The sequence below is a fragment of the Rhizobium sp. AG855 genome, assembly GCF_003610655.1.
GTDB classification, from domain to species: domain Bacteria; phylum Pseudomonadota; class Alphaproteobacteria; order Rhizobiales; family Rhizobiaceae; genus Allorhizobium; species Allorhizobium wuzhouense.
The window spans coordinates 55221-78939 of the sequence record NZ_RAQG01000009.1; the positions used below are offsets into that span (position 1 = coordinate 55221).

Here is a 23719-nt window from a genome sequence, read left to right on the forward strand (position 1 = left end):
GAAGGACATTGAAATGGCAGCGAAAAGACATAATGCAGAAGAGATCGTCACTAGGTCCTGTTGACAAAGTGGATTCCCAAATCAGCGGAACGATGATTCAAGACTGCTTTTTAGGAGGCAGCTTTGGCTCGTGGCGACCTGACGGATATGGAGTGGCGGATCATTGAGGGGCTGTTGCCCACCGAACGCGGTAGGAAGTCCCGGCCCTCGCACGATAATCGACGATACCTGAACGGTATGCTGCATGTTCTTCGGGTCGGTTGCCCCTGGCGGGATATGCATGAGCGCTACGGAAAGAGGAACTCGGTCTATGTACGCTTCCGCCGTTGGGCTGAACAAGGCGTTTGGGACGCTCTGCTTGAGACCCTCGTTGAACTGGGGCTGACGGATGACTGGCAGCACATGATCGACAGCACCACGGTTCGCAGCCATTCGCAGGCTGCGGGCGCTAAAGGGGGGCTTATCAGGAAGCTTTTGGTCGATCACGCGGCGGCTTTACGACAAAAATCCACGCCTGAGCAGACGGTCAGGGACGCCCTCTTGGTTTCGTCCTGACGGGCGGAGAGGCTTCGGACTACAACGCCGTTCCGGACCTGCTGGCGATACCAGTCGGTAAGCCGAGGTTGTTCCTCGCCGACAAAGGTACGATGGTGACTTCCTGCGTGAAGAACTCCTGATCCACGGAATCAGGCCGATCATTCCACCGAAGGCCAACCGGAAGAACCCGCCTGCCTGCGACGTCCGGGCTTACAAGGACCGGAACCGCATCGAGCGGATGTTCAACCGCCTCAAGCAGTTCCGTCGCGTTGCGACCCGATACGACAAAACCCGAAAATCCTTCTCCGCATTCCTTACTCTGGCCGCTGCAAAGATTTGGCTGCCATACTTCGTCAACAGGACCTAAAGCAGGCAAGATGGCGATGGGCAATGGAGCGACGCGCAGTCCGCGAACAGCAAACCCGGTCAAAAGAACAGCAATACATGCAAAGGCGAACTCGGTATTTTAGCCCGGCCGCCTGAGGTGCGGGCCAGGTTGAATGATCTTCCGTGGTGCGCCGACTTCCTGTCATGGCCTGGTCCTACGCGCCTTCCTGAAAGACGGAGACACACACATGACCCGACACATTCTGCTTGCAGGCAGCACCGGGCTGATTGGCAGGAACGTCCGTCTGCAACTCGGCGCGCGGCCCGACATCGATCTCATCAGCCTGGTTCGCAACGGTTCGACTGCCCCTGGCCATCCCATCGAATTCGAACAGTTGTGTGTTGCGCCAGAAGCGACGCTGAGGCCGGTCGCGACCGACGGTGTCGATGTCGCCATCTCCTGCCTTGGCACCACCATTCGCACCGCCGGATCGCAACACGCCATGTTCCGGGTCGATCATGACTACGTTCTGGCCCTTGCTAAAGGTGCAAAAGCGCTCGGCGCCCGTCATTTTGTCCTCGTGAGTTCGGTTAGCGCAGGCGGGCCCGGCTTCTATCTCAAGACCAAGGGCGCCATTGAACAGGCGGTCACCCAACTTGGCTTCGAACGGGTGGACATAATCCGCCCAGGCTTTCTGCTCGGTCAACGTGGCGAGAAGAGGGTTTTGGAAACGGTTGCCCAGCACGTCCTGGCCACGCTCTCGCCAATACTACCTCACCGTTTCTCCCGATACGGCGTCATACCTGCCACGCTCGTTTCCGACGCCATCGTTAAGCTTGTGGGAAGAGGTGAGCCAGGCCGCCATGTGCATGAGAACGCCGATTTGCAGCGGATTTCAGGAAATAGCGATTGAAAATCAACCATTGTTTCTACCTGCCGCATCACCGTCCGATTTGTGGCGGCAATGGCTACGCTCTTGAAAGGTTACGAACCGTCAATTTCCCGAACCGCGCGACAAGTCCAACCATTTTCAGAGGCTTGCCAAGCTGCAGCTAACCATCATCGCAAACCGCGCGGCCCACGCGGGTCACACTAATCTACGTGCCGCGCACCATCAACGCGCACCACTTCGAGCGGTTCTCGAAAAAGTGGGCGGGAGTATTGAAAATACGATCCAAGCTTAATTTAGCTAATCTACACTAGGCATTTAAATTATTTCCTGGCAGATTGGCTTTCAAACGTCCGTGAGGAGTCGTCAATGACGGCAAAGTCGAACGACATTCAAAACGGCACATTGAGCCCCGAGTTGCTCATTGAAGCACATCGCCTTGCCCACGAATATGCATTTGGTTGGTTCTCCATTACCGCCCAGCAGCGCATGACGTTCTTCAACTACGCGTTAATATCATTAGGCGGGCTAGCCTACGCTTATGGAAGTTGTCTCGCTGCATCATGGTTTCTTACGGCGGCTTGGATCGGGCTGTTCGGAGTTGGCATTTCATTCCTGTTTTTCCAGTTCGACAAGAGAAATTCCCACCTTACGAAGCTTGCGGAACAATATCTTTCTCAAGGAACTGAGAGCTTTTTAGCTCCTATAGTTGGCCCAACAATTCAATTAGCGCACTTGGCCGACACTCAAAAAATACGAGGGATGCTATCCTTCGGTCGAATTGCTCGTTTAGCCTATTATATGTATGCGCTGATAGCCTTCTGTAGTTTCGTCTTTGCGCTCGTAGTAAAGTTCTGTCCAAAATCAATCTCACTAATATAAAGCGCAGCTGATTAATTTAACTAGCGCCGCTAGGAAGTGAGCCAATGAAGTCGCAAGTATCTTTCGATGTGGGCCATTGGGGCTTAATTGTAGCGTTGGAGGGTCCTAGTGGTGTTGGTAAGTCAACATTGCTCGCACATTTGGGTGTTGAACTTTCCAAGGCGTTAGTCCCACATCGGCTTTCATCAAACAACAATGTAGGTTCTTGGGGACCAATTATTCGCGGACTCGCAAGTAACTCTGCAAAGCCATTTACACTCGCGCTTGCAACCGCTGCGGCCCGCGCAGAAATGCGTGAATCACAATCGCAGACGATCGTGATCTCGGACCGTTACGTACTATCGAGTTTCGTTTATCAAGGCTATGCAGGCGTTCCGCGAGAGGAACTCTACAACATCAATTCGTTTCTCTTACGCAATGCGGTAACATTCGTAATCGACCTTGACGAAGCAGAACTGGCAGCCCGGCGTAACTCCCGTGGCTCGCAGGAGTCCGATTGGTTCAAACGTTCATTAACAATTAAAGAAGAAATAGAACTCTATCGTTTAGCAGCAGAATTGTTAGCCACTCGTAAGCATATCGTGTTTCACCTAGACGGGCGACGTCCGCCAGGGGAACTCGCTGCTGAAGTCCGAGATTGGGTGGTGGCCAATAGTGCGGAGGTTACCCAATGAGGGGTGAATTCAATTACTCCGCAAACAACCTCGATCTTTTGCTTTTAAATAGTCCGCTCAAAAACTATGAGCTATTTCCGAAGTTGAACGATTTCACGCTTCCGACTTTGGGATTGGGATACATAGCAACTTGCGCAGAAGCTCACGGTTTTAATGTTGAAGTCATTGACGCCGAGGCACTCGGGTTAGGGGTTTCACAGTTAGCAGAAATCGTGAACAAGAAATCCCCACGCTGGGTTGGCTTGAATTTGTTGGCACCAACTTACCAGAATAGCATCGAAATCTTGCGGCAACTTACCCCTGACATCCGCATTATGCTGGGAGGCCATCAAGCAAAAGCAATGCCGACGACCATATTGAAAGAGCGGCGGATTCCGCGGATTGATGCGCTAGTCCTTGGTGAAGCTGAGACAAGAGTACCTATCCTCTTAGGTGATGTTGAGTCCCGTCAGTCGCTTCCCCAAGTGTTTTGGCGCGAGGGTGATGTAGCGGTGATGCCCAAAGTCACAGGGTATGATCCCTCCTTGCTGGCGCCAGACATAAACACGTTGCCGTTTGTTGACCGAAAGCACCTTCAACAAGACCCTTACATGGACGGACTAGTTCGCGAGTCAGCCATGGTCGCATCAAGAGGGTGTCCGTTTGACTGTTCATTCTGCGGCGCAGCAATTAGCGCAAATCCGGATGTTACAATTCGAATGCGTAAACCGCATAATCTTATCGCCGAGATAGTTGAGCTAAGGAACGTACATCACGTTGAACGGGTGCGCTTTGTTGACGACCTTTTTCTAGCCAATATAAAGTTAATAAGAGAAATACTAAGTGCGTTTGTTGAAGAGCAAATAAAAATCCAATGGGATGCCACAGGGCGTATCAATGTACTTGCAAACGCTTCAGATGATATAATCGACCTGATGGTCCTTTCCGGTTGTAGAGAGGTGGCCTTGGGTATTGAAAGCGGAAGTGACCGGCTTCTTTCACACATTGATAAGAAAATTTCGGTGAGGCAGATCTTGACTGCAGTTGAGCGGCTTTGCCGAGCTGGAGTTAACGTAAAAGGATATTTCATACTCGGCCTACCTACCGAAACGCGCCAGGAGCAGCAACAGACAGTAGAACTAATATATCGGCTCCAGGATCTCACATCGAACCTGCCCGGACGATTTCGTTGCAGTGCGTTCGAGTATCGTCCTTACCCTGGCACCCCGGATTGGAAACGACTTGTGTCTGCGGGATATTCAGAGCAAGAAATGATGAACTATGAACCAGAGACCCTAGCAGAGCTTTTCCAAGAAAAGGGTTTGAGGGATAGAGATGAGTTCAATTTCTCGACTGGTATTCAATTTGGAGAGGTGCCAGTAAGCGAGACTCGTAGGACTCTCGCGGAATTGATGAGACGGCAGAAAGAGCTATGACCAGACCGACGGTTTTGTTTTTAGGCCCGTGCAGAAAATTGAACTCACGAACGGGAGAGGCATATCCACCGTTCGCCGAGGAGGCGCGTTCAGGTAAATTTTTGAGAAAGTGCATTCGGGAATTGGGGATTGATGCAGTTGCTGAAGTAGATTTCGACAACATTCTACCGGGATGCGCTATCGACTCTTCCGGTAAAGAATACAACCCATCGTGGAATGTACTTCTGAATGCATTGGATAAGCACAAGATTTGGGGTCTAACCAGAGGAAGTGTATTGGTTGCTCTTAGCGAGCCCGTCTGTCGTGCTCTCACAATCGCACAACAGACGCGGTCCAATTCGGGAGTTGAATCCAATTTCGAGGTTGTTTGCTCAGTTCATCCCTCATACGTCATGCGACGCCCCGCCGCAGAACGTATAAAGCACCTTGATCACTTACGGACTTCAATTTTTCAGTTGCTCAGACCACACCAAGAGCTTTTCGACGCCGCTCTGACAATCACCGAGAACAACGTCAATATATGACACTTTCCAATTGGATTAAATGCATTTTCCTTTAATTCATGCAATAGCGCTGCGTACGGCTATGTAGTGCTCAAAATTGTGAAAATTCTACAAAAGAAACAAGTTAAACAATTGCTTTCTTAATGCATCAGGTGAATTGCTGACCATTTCAATAATTGCATCACTCATCTCGCGCGATCTTCTGTGCAATTGGTCACAGCGCTTTCTGTTTCTGCAGTGCGACGTGTCCGGCTCTCCTCCAATAGGGCCTCCAGGCTGCTATGAAGCCGCTCGGCGCAGCCTGTGGCATCGAACCACCAATCGGTCGACCAGACGCGGAGTATGTTCCAACCGAGACCTCTCAACACCTGTTCACGCACCTTGTCGCGGTCTCTGGCGGTGGCCGATCGGTGATACGTCGCCCCGTCGCATTCGATGCCTGCCAGCAAAGTGCCAGCTAGGTCCGGGTGACGGATACCGAAATCGGTACGGAATCCGGAGATACCCACCTGCGGCACAATGCGCCAGCCACTCCGATATTTTGTTCTTGATACGTTCTATTTTTTCCTTATTATTCGGGAATTGAGGGTCAATTGGTCTCTGCGCTGTCGCCGCAGCTTCCGCGCGACCTATCTCTGAACAAGAGCCGGCGCGCGGATAGTGGCCTCGGTGTGAACTGGTCGGAGCTGCGAATGCCGGTGGCACTATTTGAAAGGTGGTGAAAAAATCAAACTCGGATTGATGACGTTTTCTAATGCCATTATCAAAGTTGCAACAGGTGAGTCGTCATACATAGACTCAGGAGAACGACTATGGCCAATCGCTACGTGGAAGCCGAACTGCTAATGGCGATCTGGAAGCTCGGAAGCGATAACGAGCGTTTGCCGACCTCACATGGCATATTAGACAGAGCGTTGTTCGAATGCCGTGATGATCTTCCGGCGGCACTGCGGGATAATCTGCATTTTGGGCAGACGAACGTCGGTCTGCGCTGTTATGAGCTCCCCGACATTCTTCTGGCTGCGCAAGATGCGCTGCTGACCAGCGAACCCAATCCGACCTATCTATCGACGAACGTCATGATCGATGAGGAGATGGCGCGTCGCATCGCGGTCAGGAATGGCTTGTCCACGAAAATCGCTCGCGAAATCGGCGGTAGGCTTAATCATCGTGCGGCCATGTTGCGAGACGCGACGGAAAACGCACCGCATTTTGCTGCGTAAGGATTTTCTATGGAACGAAGCTTGGCAATCCAACTCAAGGACCGCCTGCCAAGCTTAACCCAGAGCGTCCATGATCTCATGACGCAATGGCTTCAACCCTTGAAAGTCCGGTTGGACCAAGGTGTTGAAACGCGCCCCAAGCAGGTCAACGATCCGATCTGGGGAACGGTGGACCTCTTTTCCTGGGAAGTTGCGTTTCTTGATACGCCCTTTCTGCAGCGATTGCGTGGCGTCAAACAGCTAGGACTTGCGCAGCTTGTCTTCCCAAGTGCAAATCATGATAGGCTCGAGCATGTCGTTGGCGTTGTCGGCGCCGTCGAGACGATGCTCGATGCGCTGGGACGGCGTATTTCGAAATGGAATATCTCCCATGTGGACGACCTGCTTCCGGAAATCACGCAGAACCAGAAATATATCTACAGGTTGGCTGCCCTCCTCCATGACACAGGTCACGGGCCATTCAGCCACGCCATAGAGCCAGTTTTGGAAAACCAAACCGGCGGGGCGAATCCACTTGCCCCCTGGAAAAAGGAGCTGAGAGATGCGCAGCTTCTTTTACGCAGGATTTATCCGCAGAACGATATGCCGTCGATCTCTGAAGTCCTCGCGGTCCTATTTGTCCTATCGCAGCCGATGCGCACGATCCTCGCCCACGATCGACTTCTTATGCCGCGTGGCAGCCTTGATGCAGAACAGTTCCAGGAACATCTTGCAGCCGCCATCCTCGGTGCGGTTTCCGGACCTGGAGCGAGTCATCTTTCCCAGGTTCTCAGCAGCCAGATCGACGCGGACAAGCTCGACTACCTGTCTCGGGACGCCCATCATTCCGGACTCGAGATCGGGTTTGACACGGATCGGCTGCTGTCGAAAATCGAAATCCTCAAAATGACGGAGCAGAACCTCGACCCAAGCCTCAGTGATCTGATAGAAAGGGCGAACGCACAAGCGACGCGGAGCATCTTGCAGATTGGAATAGCTGCATCCGGTTTCGGGTCGTTCGAACAGATGCTTATCGGCAGAACGTTCCTCTACGACCGACTCTACCACCACCACAAGGTACGAGCGGCCGAGGCGATGGCGCAGCGATTGGTGCTTGCCGCAGAAGAAGAAAGAGGAAAGCCCTTTTCTCTCAAGGAAATGTTCGTTCCGTTCGGCGACGAGAGCATACTGCAGGTGTTCGCCGGCAACTTGACGAGTTCCCAGATCGAACTGAAGCCGGGTCGGTCCCGACGACTTGCATCCGGACTGTTGAACCGGGACCTTCTTCACCGAGCTTTCGCATTTCGGGGACGATTTATCGATTGCCCTCCGGGCCTTTCGGACGAGCAAAAGGAAGACATCCGCCGAGAGAAATGGGCGGTCGTTGCGCGCGATCTGAGCGCGCTGGCCACCCGTATTGAGGTCGCAAGCGAGATTCACGCGCTGTCGCTTGAGATTGGTACGTCCCTCGCCACCGACGTAGGGACGCCGGAGCAGTCGAAGGTCGCGTCGATGCAAGCCGAACTTCAAACCATCGGGGCAGAAGAGCTAATCGTCGATATTCCTGCGAAAAAGGCAGACGCAATCCGTATTCTTGCCCGGTTCCCGACTGGAACCATCCGCGTTCCGGAATTTTCGTTCAATCCAGTTAAATGGACCGACGCCTACGATTTACAGAAGCGAACCGGTTACGTCTTCTGCCCGCGCAGTCTTGTGCCGCTTGTGTCGCTTGCGGCGAAACTGATCTTCCTGCGCCGCTACGGCGTTGTGATGGGCCCTGACGCCGACGGCTATATCAAAATGACCCAGGACCATACCGCCTGGCTCGAAATCCTTCGGCAGCGCGAGTTGCTCGATCATACAGCGATAGAACTCCTCACACGGAAACGCCACCAGCTTCTTACGATCAGGTCAGAGAAGCTCGGTATCCCCAAAGACTGGCTTGGCCAGGATCCTGATCTCGACGTCAAACTCACCGAGGATATCAACCGCGTACTACAAGCGGGCTTGACCCACGAGGATGCCGAGGCCTTCTACAAGGTCATGGGCGCTATGTTCAACATTGTTGACCACTGGTACGGAACGGGACTTGTCACCGAAGCACTCGAAAACGAGGCTGCCCTGCAGAAGCACATCCGCAGCTTTCTTGAAATGAACCGAATCAATGTCAAGGAAGGCGCTGAGATGAGCGGCGGTGAGCTCGACCTCTTGGCCGAGGGTCGCGTGATTGTCGAAAACAAGTTCGAAAGCAACGTGGAAACGAATGCCACAGCAAAGGCTGCGGGAATGCAGGCCAGGCGCTATGCGATGGCGCTCTCGTCGCAGCTCACGATCGTAATCGTGGCGGTTCGCTACCGCGCAGGAGAGATGCTGGAAAAGACCAAGGCTATCAGCGTCGGGCCTATCGTTAACGGCGAGAACCGCGTTGCGCTGCGCATTGTCCTTCCCCACGGGTCTCCGTTACCATCACGCGAGAAAGCGCAGAAGAAGGCGCGAAAGGTCTGATAAAAAGGACTAGCTCGTGCTCCGCCCCGCCAAGCAGTTAGCGCTCCACGGTAGTGTTGCGCGAGCTCTATTCATCATCCGCATCTGCAATTACGATGAAAGCAGCTCCCAATGAAAAGCAGTCAGATCGAGCTCCAAGAAAAAGGGCGTCCAGCTGCTGCATGCGCCGAACTTCAGAATCTGGTGGGTCACCACTATCCATCTTATCCCGAATGCTATTGAAGACGGAAAGACGGACACGCGGCTGAAATACAACAACTTTTGTCTTCAGGTTGGAGCCTAAGCCATCGAGCATTGCGAGCAATGCTTCCCTATTTTGCTGGCGTTCTCCATTATACCAAACTGCGCTCTGGAGTACGCCTTCGGCGTTTGCTGCCAGCTTGTCTCTTAGTAAACCACGATCGACGTGGCGCAGATTCTTGATGGCCTGCCCAACGACGACCTCATAGTCAGAAACGGAAAGCCCCCTATTGATATTGTTGGAACTGCTGCCCTTCACGTGGATCAGGGTGAGCTCAGGCGGGTCGCTTATGTCGTTGATGTGTATGAAATCTGCGGATTCCATCGCGCCATCGTCGCAAACGAGCCACCCAGTTTGCTGGCCGCGGTCTTCCAGGTTCGGCCAATGTCTGGCGACCATGCCGAAAAGAGAATTGTCCTGAGCATTGCCGGTATTTTCCACCGCAAAACGTTGCCCGTCCAGAGGCTTCTCCTGCCAGAACGCAGTTTCATCATGGGCCATCGCGACCCATCGCCAGTCCGAGAACCTAGCGTCGCGGAACCTTGTTTCATAGAAATGACCACGCGAGAAAGTGTGGCCAGTGTCGAAATAAACCGTGATGTTCTCTGGCTGCCGACATATTTTGAGGATATCGGCATCTCGGGCTTCATTGTCGAAACCATCCATCTTGCGAATCTTGAGACGAACATCGCTACCCAGCGTTTGCTCGAATTCGTACGCCAACCGCCCGAGCCTCACATCGGCCCAGTAGACGTCCGCTTCAAAGTTCGCGCTTCCGGCCGCCGCCGTGACTTCAAATCTGGCAGCATCGCCGAACTGCTGAAGCCAACGAAGTTCGTCTTCGCCAGCAGGCCCGGCTCCATCAGCCACTTGTTCGGGCACAATGAACGCTAAATCGTAAGGCTGCTCGATTCCGTCCAGTGCGGTTATAGCGGAAGCGAGGATCGGAAGCGGCCTGTCGGGTCGCGCCGCGTCGCTCATGTAGTCTGCAGCTCGATCAAGGACCAGACCGACGTTTACGATGAATTCTTCCCAAGACCGTGTGGGTCCAATCCAGATTCTGCTCCCGGTTGGACTCGCACCGACCACGGCACTTGTGTGATGTTCGGACAAGGAAATCGTGCTGCGGACCGAGCTGAAGTAGTATGTCTGGTCCCCAAGGGGATCGAGGGAGGTCTCCAACTCAAGTCCTGAGAGAATTTTCGAGTCAGGCTTGATCGCTGTTCGACGATGTGTGCCGCTGAGCCAAAGCGTGCGGACCTGGCTCTCAACAAATGCCTTGTTGATTTCGCTCGAACTAAGCCGCCTAATTCTCGAAAAAGGTCCATTGGACGCGCGCAGGATTTTCTTTGCAACGGTGCCTCGAAGACCGTTATCCGAGAACAGCAGGGCGTATAAATCTCCCCGACTGGCCACAATGATCAGTTGGTTCAGCGTGTCTGCAATGCCTTCACCAACATACCAACTCGGCGATCGCTTTTCGACGTAGTGTGCCCAGGCAACCGTCGTCCCGTCACTTTCAATGGACGGGTCTTGGACTGCGGGGAACCTTGGTCTTTCCGTGCCTTTCTTGTCAGCATTGTCTCTTGCGAGATCGCGAATTGCGGTAAGCAGTTCGCTGGATGCGACGGCGTCTCCGGTGGCTCTGTAGAGCGAAACCGATAAGTAAGGTGTACATTGATCGCTGGACAGCGCCATCGACATCCCCCAAGCCGTCAGCGCACCAGCAACGACACGCGATTAAATAACATCAGTTCGCCCCACATCCTCACGTCTCCACTTCATAAGCCGAAGGCAAATTCTGCGGGCGATAGGCTGGCACGGCCTCCTTCCGCTGGAGCACTGACTCATGGATCGTCGCTCCCTCAGGAATAGATCGCGGCTCGTAGTGGGGCAGGTAGTAACCAAACAAGCCCTTCCGCTTCGGCCACTCGCGCCATTTTACATTTTTCGGTAGCCACTCGAGAAGGCGCCAAGCGCCGGTTGCTGATATGTGCAACTCCGCGCTTGCGCTGGGCTCGGCGTATCTGTGCTCGCTACCCTCCCTAGCCTTCCCTTCCGCGAGATGATTGAACATCGCCATGTTCACGTTCAAACCGTGCGGCTTGGCTTGTTGGATCATCCAACGGAGGGGGTATTTTGACAGACCGCTTTCCTTCTCCGGATAACCGCCGCCGATGTCAGAGTGGCAGCCCGAGAACCAAACCTCACGACTGTCTTGTTTTCGAGGCTCAGATGTCGAAAAGCGGTTGGGCTTGAATTCCTGGTCCTCTTTCCATCTGCGCAATCGAAACATCCGGCGAAATTCGTCGATGGCAATTGCTTGGCGGAAGATTTCGACGCTGGGGTTCTGCAGCGTGTAGGGCAGCGTCTCCAAACTCGGGATGTAGAAGCGATCAGGTCGCGGTACGATAACGGATGCAACGGTATCCCAGACGCCAAGGAACTTGATCGGTACCGTCCGGCCGCCGACAATTCTCCGGAAGTGCCAAGCTACCGAAAGATCTTCCCCATCCGTGGCCGCGCGCTTGTAAGCGGTGAACGCATAGCCGAGGTAGTTCAGCTGGTCTGGGCGCAATAAACCGAGGAGGTGAATGAAGCCAGCAAGGACACGGGCGCTGTAAGCGCCCCGGCTGAAGCCAAAAAGAAATACCTGGTCGCCTTCACTGTAATGTTCAGCCAAGAAGCGATAAGCACCCAGCACATCGTCGTCCAGGCCATAGCCTGTTGCAAGCCCCAGAACCCCTTTTACGTTCTGGCTAATTCTGCCCCAGGTCTTTCGTTGACCCAACGTTCCAACGCCGGGATCGTAGTACACAATTTGTCCGTCGTCCTTGTCAAGCATCCTATACAGCTTGAGAACATTGGACATGTTCACGCCGATTTCGTTGCCAGTTCCGTCACAGCAGACGACGATGTTCTTGGCCATCGCAAATCTTCCCTCGCTCCGTCAGAAACCTACCACAGATAGCAACCTCTTCAACTAGCTCGCTCATTCTTTGTGAAGCTTGTTTTGATTACCTCAGGCCTGTCACTGAATCCTAAGAGCCGATGCAAAGCCGCCGATCCCGCGATTTTGGTCAAATACATTCAAGGGCAAGTCAGCCTTCGGCATCCACACACGCCCCACTTCTACCGCCGCAGAGACCGGCAAGGCGGGAAAAACGTTTATCGTTACCCCTTCTCCGTGCACCGCTTTGATCCTGTTTAAAAGCTGTCTTAGCTCCTTGCGGAAGCGCGAGAGATCCCCGGCGTTTCGCATGATGTCGTTATGCGGCGAGATCGCATCGATCGACCAAATAGAAATGTCGTGGCCCAAAATGACATGGATACGCTCCTTCGATATCGTCGCGCTCAAACCCAAAACCAGGGCCACTGTCGAATGAACCTCGGCAGGCGCCTCGACCTGAAACTCGATCGGCGCGCTGTCATTCTGCCACTTCCATGTCGCCGGCTCTCTGTGTCGTTGATGAACCTCGGCGGGTAGAATGTCGCAAAGCTGCCTTCCCAATTCGATCAGGAGCGGCTGAGGCGCAAGCGCGAAGACGCTTGCATGCGTGATCTGCTGACGTTCGATACGGCCCCGGATTTTTTCGGCAAACTGCCGCTGGAGGTTACTCTGCTGAACCTGCCAATACTGTTCGTCAGCATCATCGAGCGAAAGACCAAGCATCTCCAGATCGATAGTGTCGAAGGACGCCGGCGAGCGATCAGGCTGCATGGAAGCGAAAATGTCCTCCCTTGCAACGAGCGCCTCGTTCTTGCCGATATTCGCACCGAAACGGATCACGTGAGATGTCCGGTCCGGCTGAATACCAGCTGCGATACGCACCCGCCGCTCATGGTCGTCCTTCATCCGCAGGAGAAGTTCCTCCGGATGATCATCGGGTGCTTCGTCATCGACGAGACGATGGTGTTTCGCGCAAAGCAACATGAGATTTGAAATGTTTTTCGCGAGAAGAGCGGACCGGGTCGAATGTCCTCGCGCGCCGTTCGGTGAGTCGGCAACAATGTGTGCGACGAAGCCGAACATCTTATCCTCCTGGCCAGACAGCAGCTCCCCAACAAGTTCGCAGTTGCAGCCACGATATTGGCAGCGGCCGGCGGCACGCGCCCAAAGCGCCCGTTGCGTCTTCTGATCGACTTTCGTCTTCGCCATTTACTCAATCCTTTCGCGAAGGGGATGCCGGCGCTGCAAACGGCTCCGGCTAATGCGGCGCTCGACGTCTTGTGGCTCGGGATGCTCTCCTCCACCTCGCCACTGGCCCTCACTTAGCCAGTCCTCGAAGTAAAACAGCCACAGCGACGTCCAGGGGACGATGGTCTGATCCAACCTCATCCAGGGCTGCCATTCATATGTTCGGGGCAGATAAAGACATAGGCGCGTGGGGCTCTGCTCGTAGACGTGAGGAAGTTTCTTTCCACCTGCCAGCAGCACCAAGTCCGGAGTTTCAATGTAAACCCGGGGCGATCGGTTAGACGCAAATTCCAGGCGTGCCCCGTATATACGGGACAATGGAGTCGGCGTCGCGCGGAAGCGCCATTCAAGGCAGCCTGAGCCAAGGGTGCCGTCGCCAGCTGACAGCAGGTTCCTCCTGAGAAGAAGGAACTGCTGCGCGGCGGTTAGCGGCTTCGGCTCGGAAAAGCGCATGAGCTACCTGCCAAAGAACGTGTTCGCCCGCACCGGCGTGGCGGGTGCAGAAGCAAGGCCGGTCACGAGCCCGACATGCGGTGCGACGGTGAGCGCGCCGTTCCGACGCGACAGCGAGATTTCGTCGGTTATGGAGTCCATCACTGCTTTCGCTGGAGCCGGCCCAAAGGAATCCGAAAGACGCTGCTTCAGGCCGTCCAGCCCCTCAGCATCCCTCAGTCGGCTGATGTCATCGAGCACACGGGCGTGCCACGTATAGAACACCTCGGCACGTTTCGGATGGCCGTTCCATTTCTCGGCAAAGTTCTCGCCTTTGGTGGTCTCGTTCCATACGAACCAGTGCGTCCGGCCGTTAACAATGCGAATCTCGATGAAATCTGGCATGCGCCTGATCACATCGACCAGCAAATCCAGTTCACTGTCGTAGACGTTGGTTCGGACGCAATACTCATAGCTCTGGGAGGCCAGAGTGGTGACAAGAACAGATATGGGCGAGAGGGACATGTCGAGGTCGTTTGCCAAAATGAAGACATCTCGATGCCTCTTAAGAATCTGGACGATCCGCTGCAAAATGCCCTTGAACTGGCCCTGCTCGGGATAAGGCTCCACACTGGCATGTGCCCGATCTTCGGCCTGAAGGCCTTTCATCACCCGAAACCGGGGCACCAGTTTTACTCTTTCCAGAAAAAGTGCCTTGTAGCCTTTCGGGTTTGAGGGCTTCCAGACCTTCAGGGCACGGTCCGGAACGAACTCGCCGCCCATGTTGCAATCACGGTTGGGAATCGATGGCGTAATATCCAGGTGGAATTCGTTGGCATATACCAACCGCCAGCAGCGGCCCATCTCGATGAGCAATGGCTTGTAGTGGCCGTTCTCCCTCAAGCGATCACCGATCGCTTTCTTCAGGACAGCCGGCTCAACCCAGATTCCAAGACCTGGAACATGCGCCACCAGATCCACATCATGTTCATTACTGGCGATCGGCTTCACGGTCGTTCCGATGGCGGTCGAACCCTGGAGCGATATTCCGATCGCCTTCAGCAGCGGGTCATCAGCCTCCGCGAGCCAACCCCCAACGCCTTCGTAGCGCTCCTGAGCGAGAGTGGTTTGGGACTGCGAGATTTCGAGTGTGGCGCACATCCGCTCGAGCGCACCAATGAGCATTCCGGCTCGCAGAAAAAGTCGCTGATCATGAAGCATTCATGCCTCCATTCCCTGAGAAGGGTTCGATGACGTAAGATTCGCGCCTATCATTTCGTACAGATAAATCTAACGCTTGCTTCCGTCAATCCCTGTGTTATGTTTTCGTACAGATACATCGAACGGCGCGGCGCGAGAGCGCTCGCGCCCTAAGCGATTCATGGGAGCATTTGAGAATGTCTTTGGCTACCAAGCTCAAAGAACTAAGAGGGAAAAACCGGCAGTCGTTGCAGGATGTGGCAGACGCTATTGGAGCATCGAAAACCCACGTCTATGATCTAGAAACCGGCCGCAGCACCAATCCGTCTATCGACCTTCTCACCAAGCTCGCCACGCATTTTCGAGTTTCGATTGCCGATCTCGTCGGGGAAAACCCGGAAGGCGAGAATGAGGACCCGGCGCTTGTTGCCATGTACCGAGACCTAAAGACGCTGGCCCCACAAGATCGGGAAACCATCCAGATGTTGATGGATCGGCTTAAGGTTCCAAAGGAAAAATGACATGGGCGTCATGCGGATGGATTTAGCTGACACCGGATCGCCCGAGGGGCTCGTCAGTCTCATCCTGAAGCATGAGCCTGAGCTTCGAGTGCCTGTCCCGATCGAGGAGCTAGCACTGCAGCTTGAGATCGAGGAGATAGCTGAACTGGAGACCGAGGGCTTCGAAGGCGGGCTCATCACCGACAGCAGTCGGAGCCGCGGGATTATCCTGGTGAAGCGCGGCGTGAACCAGCCGCGGCGCCGCTTTACGATCGGCCATGAGCTTGGGCACTTCTTGATTGCCAATCATGTGCCAGACAAGGAGGGACGTTTCCTTTGCTCAAGGCAGGATCTGCAAACACTATCCGCCAAGGAAAGTGACCGGCGCGCAAAGATGGAGGTTGAGGCAAACCGCTTCTCTTCCCTAATCTTGATGCCGCCGCCGAAACTTCGCGAGTATTTCAAGAAGCAATCGTCGCCGAGCCTTGAGCACGTTTTCGAGCTTGCTGAGGAGTTTCAGGTCAGCAAAGAAGCCATGGCCCGGGCATATGCCGACTATCACCCTGAATCCTTGGCCTTCATCATTGTGAAGGATGGGAAAGTCGGCCGGATATATCATAATCGGAAGCGCTTTCCGTTCATCACGGCAAGCCGCAACAAGTCGGTTCCACAAGGTTCGTTCTTCTACCGAAGAGCCCTTCGGATCGGCATTCCCAGCGAGATCGACGAAAGACTGCCAGATGTCTGGATCGATGTGCCGCGCGGACAACGCGCTCCGACGCTCAGCGAACAGGTCTGCCTTCAGAAGAACGGCTATGCGCTGATCATGCTCTGGCACGAGGAAGCAGATGAGGACCAGGAAGAAGAAGAGGACATGACGGTTCGCGACCGCTGGCGTGCTCAGCAGGAAAAATATCAAAGAGGCTAATCTCAATGGAAAGCCACAACTTTGAACGGCTGAAAGCGCATATCCTCCCCTTGTCAGTCTCAAAGGTGTTCGAGACGGCTCGCTTCGAATGGCAGTTGGTTGGGGTTGAGATCAGCGAGGAATACGATCAATGCCCTTGCGGTCAGGACATTCTTGAGCATTGCTACATCCGAAATCGCCTCAACGGAGCGACGACGTACGTTGGCAACGTCTGCATCAATCGCTTTGTCGGCATCGACACCGGAAACCTCTTTGAAGGCCTGAAGCGCATACAGGCTGACCCTTCTGCCAATGCGAACGATGACTTGATCGAGCACGCCTATCGAATGGGATATCTTTACGATGAAAAGGAGTATCGGTTTCTTAAGCAGACAAAACTCAAACGGAAGCTTTCACAGGCCCAGCTAAACTGGAAGCAGAAAATCAACCGTCGAATTTTGAACCAAACGATTGTGCAGCGCCGCGGAGCACATCAGTCTCGCTGACTCACCCGACGAAGTTGCTGCGACGTAGCAGCAAGGGCTACCATCGCAGAAATATCTTGCGCTTTCGGATGAATTGCTTGTGAATATTACCACAAGTAGAGATTCGCTTTTGCATTGCAGCTTGGCTTGTTCGAGGAGCAGTACCGAAATGACGGTGAAACTGACCGATCTACGTGATGACATCGACGCAATAGTTCTAGATCTTCGCCGCGAACGAAACGATGGCGAGGTTCCAATCGACGACGCGATCGCGCGTGTTCGTTCGAACCTGAGCGACAAGATCTCCGAGGCTGCGGATCAGTTGATAGACCTCACGCTTCGAAAGCTGATCCACGACGTCAGTGGGCGGAAGCGCCTTAGCCTGGCGCTGGTAGGCCAAACGAGTTTGTTTGGTCATTACACAGGCATACCCGCAATGATCACCACCGGACGAGGCAAAAAGCGAGACACCACGAAAGCCACCTTTCAGGAAGCGGATAATTGGTTGTCGGCACGCGAAAAGGAAGATACCGAAATTCGATCGAAGAACGAAAAATTCAAGCATATGGTCGAGGAACTGCGTCCGTATATGCGAGCACCTACCGATACTCTCGAGGATGCTGCACGCCGCAAGTTCGAAATGGACAATGTCTCCAAGAGAGATTTGCTTGCCGGGCCTGCCTAGCTGCTCCATACCGTAGACGGCATTGTCACCCTAGCAACCTCCCGAATCCATTTGCCCCGTCCAGGCTGTCGTTTTCTAAGATATGCATACCAATCATCCTCTGCCGAAGTTAGCGCCCTATGCACTGCGGCTGGTCCGAGTGGCGCTAGATTTGCATGCGAGCCCCGCCCCATCTGAACAAACACAAAGGTTATATTTCACAGGATTGGTGGGCGAACTCTTGCCATTTACTCGCCTCAGGCTTGCGAACCGGCTCCCGCGATTTCAATATAAGTTTGGGCGATTCTGGGGACTCTATTGAATGGCGGAGATTACAGGTGAGGTGTTAGACGCGATATTGTCGGGTGACCCCGAAGAACTGGGCGTTCATTTGCATCTCGTCGGACGAGATATTGAAATCGAGGGGCACAAAGTCACGTTGCATTGCCACTGTCTAACGACAGACGCAAACGGAAAAGTCAAAGTTAAGCGCCTCGCAGAATTTATGCGTAATGCGGCCGCCGACTATGCGATCCCTCGCAAGCGCATCGAGGAGGCAAGAGAGCGCGATGCACGGTTCCGCTCCACCTCGGCGGTTTCAAAGCTTCATCAGGAGGCGCGAGGAGTTTTCACCGACTTGGCCACCACAGGTGAGGGCGGCGAAATGCTCCTCTTTTTGCTGGCGGAGCGTTTCCTCGGGCTTCCGCATGTGCTGTGCAAAATGGATCTGAAGACAGACAGCCGTATGCACTACCATGGCGCCGACGGCGTCTATGCAGCTGTGACCGATGATGGCAAGTTGAAACTATATTGGGGTGAATCCAAGGTTTACGGTGATCCGACTGATGCCGTCCGGGACTGCCTGAAATCGCTGGCCCCGTTCCTTCTCGAAGAGGATCACGAGGGCTCATCACGTGAGCGAGATTTACTGCTTCTCAGCGATAAAGCAGATCTAGGTGACCCGCGCCTATCCGAAGCGTTCAAGCGCTATTTTGACACGGCGTCGCCCCTTTCAAACAGAACAGAATACTGCGGCATCGCCCTTATTGGCTTCGATGCGGATTTTTACCCGTCGAGCGATACCAGGGGGGTGCTGGAGGACATCGCGGCGGCGGCCAAAATCGGCTTGGAAAATTGGACGACGGCTGTTGGTCGCCGCCTTGCCGCGGAAAAGCTGGAACATTTCGACATACACTTCCTTTGCGTTCCATTGCCCTCGGTTGAAAAATTCCGCGAGGCGTTCCTCGAGGCTATGGGGCAGTCATGACCGAGAGCGAACTACAGAATTGGCTCTTCGAGACGTCCCTGCACCGTGAGCTTCAACAACTGGGGCTTGTCACCGCTCTGCTCGAACTCGACAACGTCACCAGAGACCCATCGCTCGAGAACGTCGTGTTCGATTGGCCGCGTCTGCTGTTCGCGGCCAGCATTCTTGCCAGGTCAAACAAGCGAGCCCACAAAGAGGCTAGTTTACGGATCGCAACGGGCGCGACGCTGCTGCCCACGTCTGAACCGATCAGGGATGCCGCCGCGGTGCTGTTCGACAAACTGTCGAACCACCGCTCGGCGGCCCTCGCGGAGCAACGCGGCCGGGTGCGGCCAAATCTTGCCTCAAGGTTGGGGGTGGCACTGCGCATGGAGGATCAGCGGCGACAGCTAGAGAGTTCGGTTCTGCTCGAGGCGAGTGGTGATCGCCTGTCTGTAAACGAATTTCAGTTGAATTTCTGGACCGCGGCAGCCGAGGATCGCACTTGGTTGTCCGCGTCTGCGCCGACGGCGTCCGGAAAGACCTTTCTGGTCCTCAAATGGCTTGTTGACTCACTAGGCGCCGGTAAGGTCAAGCGGGCCGTCTATCTCGCGCCCACCCGTGCACTGGTCTCAGAGATAGAAGCTTCGCTTATCGAAATCATCTCTCAGTCTGGCCTTGACGCGGAAGTCACCTCGTTGCCTTCGACGCAGAAATACGGCGCCGCGATAAAGGACTCTATGAAGTGCGTGTTCGTGTTCACGCAGGAGAGGCTTCATCTTCTTGCCAACCTCATGAAGGAGCAGCTCGACATCGACCTTGTTGTTGTCGATGAAGCCCACAAGATTGGCGATTCGCAACGCGGTGTCATTCTGCAGGACGCCATCGAGCGTCTCCTGCGCTCGAGTCCGAACTTGCGCGTCGCTTTCGTAAGCCCGGCTACGCAAAACCCCGAAATTCTTCTGGACGATGCGCCGCAAACGACACCAAAGCGGGCCATCGACAGCGATGTCGCTACAGTTCTTCAGAACATCATCGTTGCGCATCAGGTTCCGGCGAAGCCAACCAAGTGGGCGCTGCAGTTTCGCTATGGAGAGGAATACCTGCCTATTGGTACGCTGACTTTGGCAAACAAGCCGAACACGATGAAAAAGCGGCTCGCCTTCATCTCAGCTGCTGTGGGCGAGCGTGGGGGCACCCTCGTATACGCCAACGGCGCCGCAGAGGCGGAAGAGGTCGCCTTGCTCATCAGTCAGCTCACCGATACGACGGATCCCGTCGATCAGGAGCTTGTTGATCTGGCCGAACTGGCCCGCAAATGCGTGCACAAGAATTACATGCTGGCGCCGCTAGTCGAGCGCGGTGTAGCGTTCCACTACGGCAACATGCCCTCGCTGATCCGGCTGGAAATCGAACGACTGTTTCGAAAGGGAAAGCTGAAGTTTCTCGTGTGCACCTCCACTTTGATAGAGGGGGTCAATCTGTCGTGTAGAACAATTGTCGTGCGCGGACCGAAAAAGGGCAAGTCAACCCCCATGGAGCCTCAGGACTTCTGGAATCTGGCGGGACGGGCGGGGCGCTGGGGCGATGAATTTCAGGGTAACATCATTTGTATCGATGCAGCCGACGATGCGATCTGGCCAAAGGGCGTACCTCAAAGAACGCGCTATCCAATACGTCGCGAGACAGACATAGCACTGTCGAAACTCGACGAACTGATGACCTATATTTCGAGCAGGCCAACCACAAGCGCGCCGGATCCCAACCAGGTCAGGGCGTTCGAACAGGTCAGCGCCTATCTGACCACCACCTTCATGCGCGAAGGGTCGTTCGCCACAGCGCCCTGGGCGAGGCGCAAGAATGGAGAGGACCTGCGCAAGTTGGAAAAGGCGCTGATCGACGCGACAGCCGGTATGGGCGTCGACGCCCAGATCGGCTCCCGCAATCCGGGCGTTAGCCTGTTTGGTCTCGACCGTCTTCTAGATTTTTTCCGGGCCTATCCAGGTCCTCCGGAGGATTTGTTGCTGGCGCCGTCAGAGAGCGATGATGCCTATGCCCGCTTCTCGAAGATTATGGAGCGAGTGAACGAGCAAGTTCTTCCCGTTTTCCTTCCAACCACGCTCATACCGCTTCACGCATTGATCGTCCTTGAGTGGATGAAGGGATTCTCGTTGCCAACCATCATCCGAAAGCGCATTGAATATCTGCAACGCCGGGGTGGAACGTTTGACATTGCAAAGGTTATTCGCGACACGCTCGAGCTGATCGAAAGCACCGCCCGTTTTCTAGCGCCCCGATATTTCTCCGCTTACGTGGACGTCTTGAACCAGCATCTACGTGAGATTAGCCGAGAAGATCTCATAGATGAAGACTTAGACATCGGCGTAGCGCTGGAATTCGGCGTGACATCAATCACGATGCGTTCACTTATGGAGCTTGGCATGTCCCGTATCAGCGCCGTCGCTCTTTACGAGATTATCGCTCTCGATGGGCTGGACCAGGAAGGTTGCGTTCGGTGGGTGACTGAGCGTCGAGACCAGCTTGAAAGCATTGGTCTGCCGGCGATTGTTGTCCGTGAGGTTCGCGAAAGAATACTAGCGAAAGTTTCCCTGGAGGCTAAGTGATGGCCAAGCCTGTCGAGTTGTCGAACGGTCGAATATGGAAAACGAAACTGGCGGCCAAGCAGCATTTCAAGGACATGCTCGCGAGGTACGATGATGGGGACATTGTCACCGACTATGATGACCACAGCGATCTCTCTGCACTGCTGGAGCGATTCGATGTATTGGTCGCCGACGGCGCACCAAAGATTGGACCGGGGATCGAAAGGTTTGAACGCCGACTTAACAAAGGCGACGGCTGGTCCAGTCCAGGCTTTTGGGTCGTGCGATCGGACACTACCGCAACCGATTTCAGCTATGTCAAGGCAGTAGACGGCAGCCCGAAGTCCCAGTCTCAGGAATTTTATGACGCCTGTCACAACGCGGTCTCGCGTGATCTCCTTCGCATGAAGCAGAATCAATTCGACCATTTCGCGAACGCCGATGGCGAGATCGAATGCGACATTACGGGGAAGCTTGTTGTCTATGCCGATGCCAATCTCAATCACGCCAACCCTCCGTTCGGAGCCATCGTCAGCAGCTTCCGCAAATTGAAAGGATGGGAGCAAGAGTTTCCGCCCGGCACACTGACCGCTTCGAAGGATGCTCAGTTGTCCACCCATTTCTCCGACGACGCGCATACTGTCGAATTCAGGAACTTTCACCACGATGCAGCCGTGTTGCGCATCGTTGCGAAGTCGAGACCACCCGTCAGCGCGACATCAGCTCTCACTGTGAAGCGGCCGTTACGATTCAAGTGAGCTGTGACTTGTGGATTGCATCTCGCAAAATCGTTGCTGTGCGAGCACTGACGCGGCCGCACCTATATCCGCGTTGGATCTGGCCTCCACATGACAGGGCCCTCCTTTGAGATGGAAGCAAATCCTACATCACCGCCCACGCCCGAAACCTCCCCCTCCCGGTCATCTCGCGCAGGCCGAGTTCCAAAACAATCCGCCGCGCCGCCTGCGGCGTCACCTCGAGCGTCTTGGCCACCATTTTCGCCGACACCAACGGTTTTGCCATCACCACCTCGATCAGTTCAGGCAGTTTTGAAGACGTCCGGCGGCCGTCCAGCTTCCGCTCCAGTAGGGTGCGGGCCAGCGCCAGCCGGTCATGCTCTTTCATGCCGATCTCGGCGGAGACCAAGATCCCATGGGCGATGGCGACCAGCCGGGTTTCCCGGTTGCGATGGCGGCGCCGATCGACCGGAATGGCTTTCAGGCCGAGATTGATGGCGGCCAGATGAGCCCCGGTGGTGATGCTGGCTTCCCGCAAGATTGAAGCGGACAACAGCCGACCGAGGAAGGGCGCGTGCTGTAGCACGGAAAGCTCGTTCCAGGCATCGAGGGCAACAATCGCCTGCAGCACCGCCGGCAGGTTTTCGGCCTGGCGCAACACGCCGCGCCATTCGTCGAGCCGCGCGTCCTCGTCCCAGTCGAGATCATAAATCATTGGATCTTTTTCTTGGCCGCCGACACGGCCGGGCCGCCTTGCGCTCTCGATCGCCGCTTCCGACCGGGCCAACACTGCATCGATGGCGGCATAGTCGAGGCCGGGGAGATTTTCGATGTCGTCGACATCGTCCCCCTCCCCTTCCGCGTCGATCGCGGCCGCCGGCCAATTTACTTCTGCCGTCGTCGCCTCGTCCCCGCCGCCCGACCCGATCTCCGAGGTTTTCCGCAGCGAGCGGATGCCGTCGGCAGAGAGCGCCCAATCCGGGGACTGGCCGGCGATGCGCCGACGCGTGCGCAGCACGTCGCGGGCGATTGTCAGCTCGTGGGTGGGTGTGCGAATATCCTTCGTGGCGTCGTGCAGGACAAGGTCTTCCAAGTGGACGAGTTCGCCGTCGATCCACAGTGAAGCGCAGGCGTCGGCAAAGTGGGTGCGCTCAATAAAGCCCTGGCCGACAGGCGAACGGGCAATACGTTCGTCCAGACGCGTGAGTGCAATGCCGGCGCGGAATGCCGGCTCCAGCAATGCTGTCATGCTGATTTTCGCGAGATCGTAAGTCATTGAAATTATGGTAAATGATTTCTTATACGAACTCTATCTGAATATTGCGGTTCCTCACATGGTATGATTGGTAGTTGAGGTTATAACCATCGATAAGTAACCCTTATCGTAGGTGATTGATCTGACGGCTCTGAAGGCCTAAAGTCATGGCAAATCACGGCGAAGATCACAGCGGGATGCGTAGATCTTGATGACAAACAACAGAATGAAGAGCAGCTCAGTCGCTGCGGATGGTCGCCTTGTGACGCTGGCTTCTCGCAAGATCGACAAACCGGCGCTTTACCTCTTCGAAGAG

The 23719-nt window shown here is 54.8% G+C and carries 18 protein-coding genes and 2 pseudogenes; 14 read left to right on the forward strand and 6 right to left on the reverse strand.

What is annotated here, in order from left to right:
• The first annotated feature begins 123 nt into the window (after nt 1-123).
• The 5 genes and pseudogenes from DFO46_RS23485 to DFO46_RS23505 all read left to right on the forward strand — a co-directional run bounded on the left by DFO46_RS23485 (nt 124) and on the right by DFO46_RS23505 (nt 4725).
• Nucleotides 124-904, forward strand: a pseudogene (locus tag DFO46_RS23485) (IS5 family transposase).
• A 208-nt stretch (nt 905-1112) separates the two neighbouring features.
• Nucleotides 1113-1778, forward strand: coding sequence for an NAD(P)H-binding protein (locus DFO46_RS23490; protein ID WP_120279322.1), 666 nt, complete (start codon nt 1113-1115; stop codon nt 1776-1778).
• Nucleotides 1779-2123: 345 nt separating this feature from the next.
• Nucleotides 2124-2636 carry a hypothetical protein gene (locus tag DFO46_RS23495; RefSeq protein ID WP_120279323.1) on the forward strand — a complete coding sequence of 171 codons (513 nt, stop codon included), beginning with the start codon at nt 2124-2126 and terminating at the stop codon, nt 2634-2636.
• Between the two features lie 44 nt (nt 2637-2680).
• Nucleotides 2681-3310 (forward strand): hypothetical protein, encoded by a 630-nt coding sequence (locus DFO46_RS23500; protein WP_120279324.1) that lies wholly within the window; start codon nt 2681-2683, stop codon nt 3308-3310.
• The gene (locus DFO46_RS23505) at nt 3307-4725 is read left to right on the forward strand and encodes a radical SAM protein (RefSeq protein WP_120279325.1); all 1419 of its coding nucleotides are present in this window, start codon (nt 3307-3309) and stop codon (nt 4723-4725) included. Before DFO46_RS23500 ends, DFO46_RS23505 begins: the two co-directional genes overlap by 4 nt.
• Before the next feature lie 733 nt (nt 4726-5458).
• Here the strand turns inward: DFO46_RS23505 and DFO46_RS23510 are convergent.
• Nucleotides 5459-5758: pseudogene (locus DFO46_RS23510) on the reverse strand (DUF559 domain-containing protein); the annotation flags it as partial.
• 282 nt (nt 5759-6040) lie between these two features.
• On the opposite strand from DFO46_RS23510, the gene DFO46_RS23515 reads away from it, so the two are divergent.
• Together DFO46_RS23515 and DFO46_RS23520 are read left to right on the forward strand one after the other, a co-directional pair.
• Entirely contained in the window at nt 6041-6451 is a 411-nt protein-coding gene (locus tag DFO46_RS23515) for a hypothetical protein (protein ID WP_120279326.1), read from the forward strand.
• A 21-nt stretch (nt 6452-6472) separates the two neighbouring features.
• On the forward strand, nt 6473-8935 hold the full coding sequence (locus DFO46_RS23520) for an HD domain-containing protein (protein WP_183042024.1): 2463 nt from the start codon (nt 6473-6475) through the stop codon (nt 8933-8935).
• A gap of 67 nt (nt 8936-9002) precedes the next feature.
• Here DFO46_RS23520 and DFO46_RS23525 read toward each other — a convergent pair whose 3' ends face one another.
• From DFO46_RS23525 to DFO46_RS23545, 4 genes are all read right to left on the reverse strand, one after another.
• Nucleotides 9003-10874, reverse strand: coding sequence for a sugar phosphate isomerase/epimerase (locus DFO46_RS23525; protein ID WP_245422715.1), 1872 nt, complete (start codon nt 10872-10874; stop codon nt 9003-9005).
• A 70-nt stretch (nt 10875-10944) separates the two neighbouring features.
• Nucleotides 10945-12105, reverse strand: a complete 1161-nt coding sequence (locus DFO46_RS23530; protein ID WP_120279328.1) for a DUF2235 domain-containing protein — start codon at nt 12103-12105, stop codon at nt 10945-10947.
• A 102-nt stretch (nt 12106-12207) separates the two neighbouring features.
• Entirely contained in the window at nt 12208-13335 is a 1128-nt protein-coding gene (locus DFO46_RS23535; RefSeq protein ID WP_120279329.1) for an SAVED domain-containing protein, read from the reverse strand.
• Nucleotides 13336-13830: 495 nt separating this feature from the next.
• A complete protein-coding gene (locus DFO46_RS23545; protein WP_120279331.1) occupies nt 13831-15027 on the reverse strand; it encodes a nucleotidyltransferase in 1197 nt (398 codons plus the stop codon).
• A gap of 176 nt (nt 15028-15203) precedes the next feature.
• Here DFO46_RS23545 and DFO46_RS23550 point away from each other — a divergent pair, with 176 nt between their 5' ends.
• The 7 genes from DFO46_RS23550 to DFO46_RS23585 all read left to right on the forward strand — a co-directional run bounded on the left by DFO46_RS23550 (nt 15204) and on the right by DFO46_RS23585 (nt 22169).
• Nucleotides 15204-15527, forward strand: a complete 324-nt coding sequence (locus DFO46_RS23550) for a helix-turn-helix transcriptional regulator (protein ID WP_120279332.1) — start codon at nt 15204-15206, stop codon at nt 15525-15527.
• A gap of 1 nt (nt 15528) precedes the next feature.
• Complete coding sequence (locus DFO46_RS23555) at nt 15529-16434, forward strand: ImmA/IrrE family metallo-endopeptidase (protein ID WP_120279333.1); 906 nt, start codon at nt 15529-15531, stop codon at nt 16432-16434.
• A gap of 5 nt (nt 16435-16439) precedes the next feature.
• Nucleotides 16440-16919, forward strand: a complete 480-nt coding sequence (locus DFO46_RS23560; protein ID WP_120279334.1) for a hypothetical protein — start codon at nt 16440-16442, stop codon at nt 16917-16919.
• A 148-nt stretch (nt 16920-17067) separates the two neighbouring features.
• Entirely contained in the window at nt 17068-17583 is a 516-nt protein-coding gene (locus DFO46_RS23810) for a hypothetical protein (protein ID WP_147412800.1), read from the forward strand.
• A 301-nt stretch (nt 17584-17884) separates the two neighbouring features.
• Nucleotides 17885-18829, forward strand: a complete 945-nt coding sequence (locus DFO46_RS23575) for a DUF1837 domain-containing protein (RefSeq protein ID WP_120279337.1) — start codon at nt 17885-17887, stop codon at nt 18827-18829.
• On the forward strand, nt 18826-21432 hold the full coding sequence (locus tag DFO46_RS23580) for a DEAD/DEAH box helicase (protein ID WP_120279338.1): 2607 nt from the start codon (nt 18826-18828) through the stop codon (nt 21430-21432). Before DFO46_RS23575 ends, DFO46_RS23580 begins: the two co-directional genes overlap by 4 nt.
• Nucleotides 21432-22169 (forward strand): DCL family protein, encoded by a 738-nt coding sequence (locus tag DFO46_RS23585; protein ID WP_120279339.1) that lies wholly within the window; start codon nt 21432-21434, stop codon nt 22167-22169. The genes DFO46_RS23580 and DFO46_RS23585 overlap by 1 nt, the downstream gene beginning before the upstream one ends.
• A gap of 124 nt (nt 22170-22293) precedes the next feature.
• Here the strand turns inward: DFO46_RS23585 and DFO46_RS23590 are convergent, their stop codons facing one another.
• Nucleotides 22294-23433: an RHE_PE00001 family protein gene (locus tag DFO46_RS23590; RefSeq protein ID WP_120279340.1), complete on the reverse strand. Its 1140-nt coding sequence runs from the start codon at nt 23431-23433 to the stop codon at nt 22294-22296.
• Nucleotides 23434-23719 lie beyond the last annotated feature (286 nt).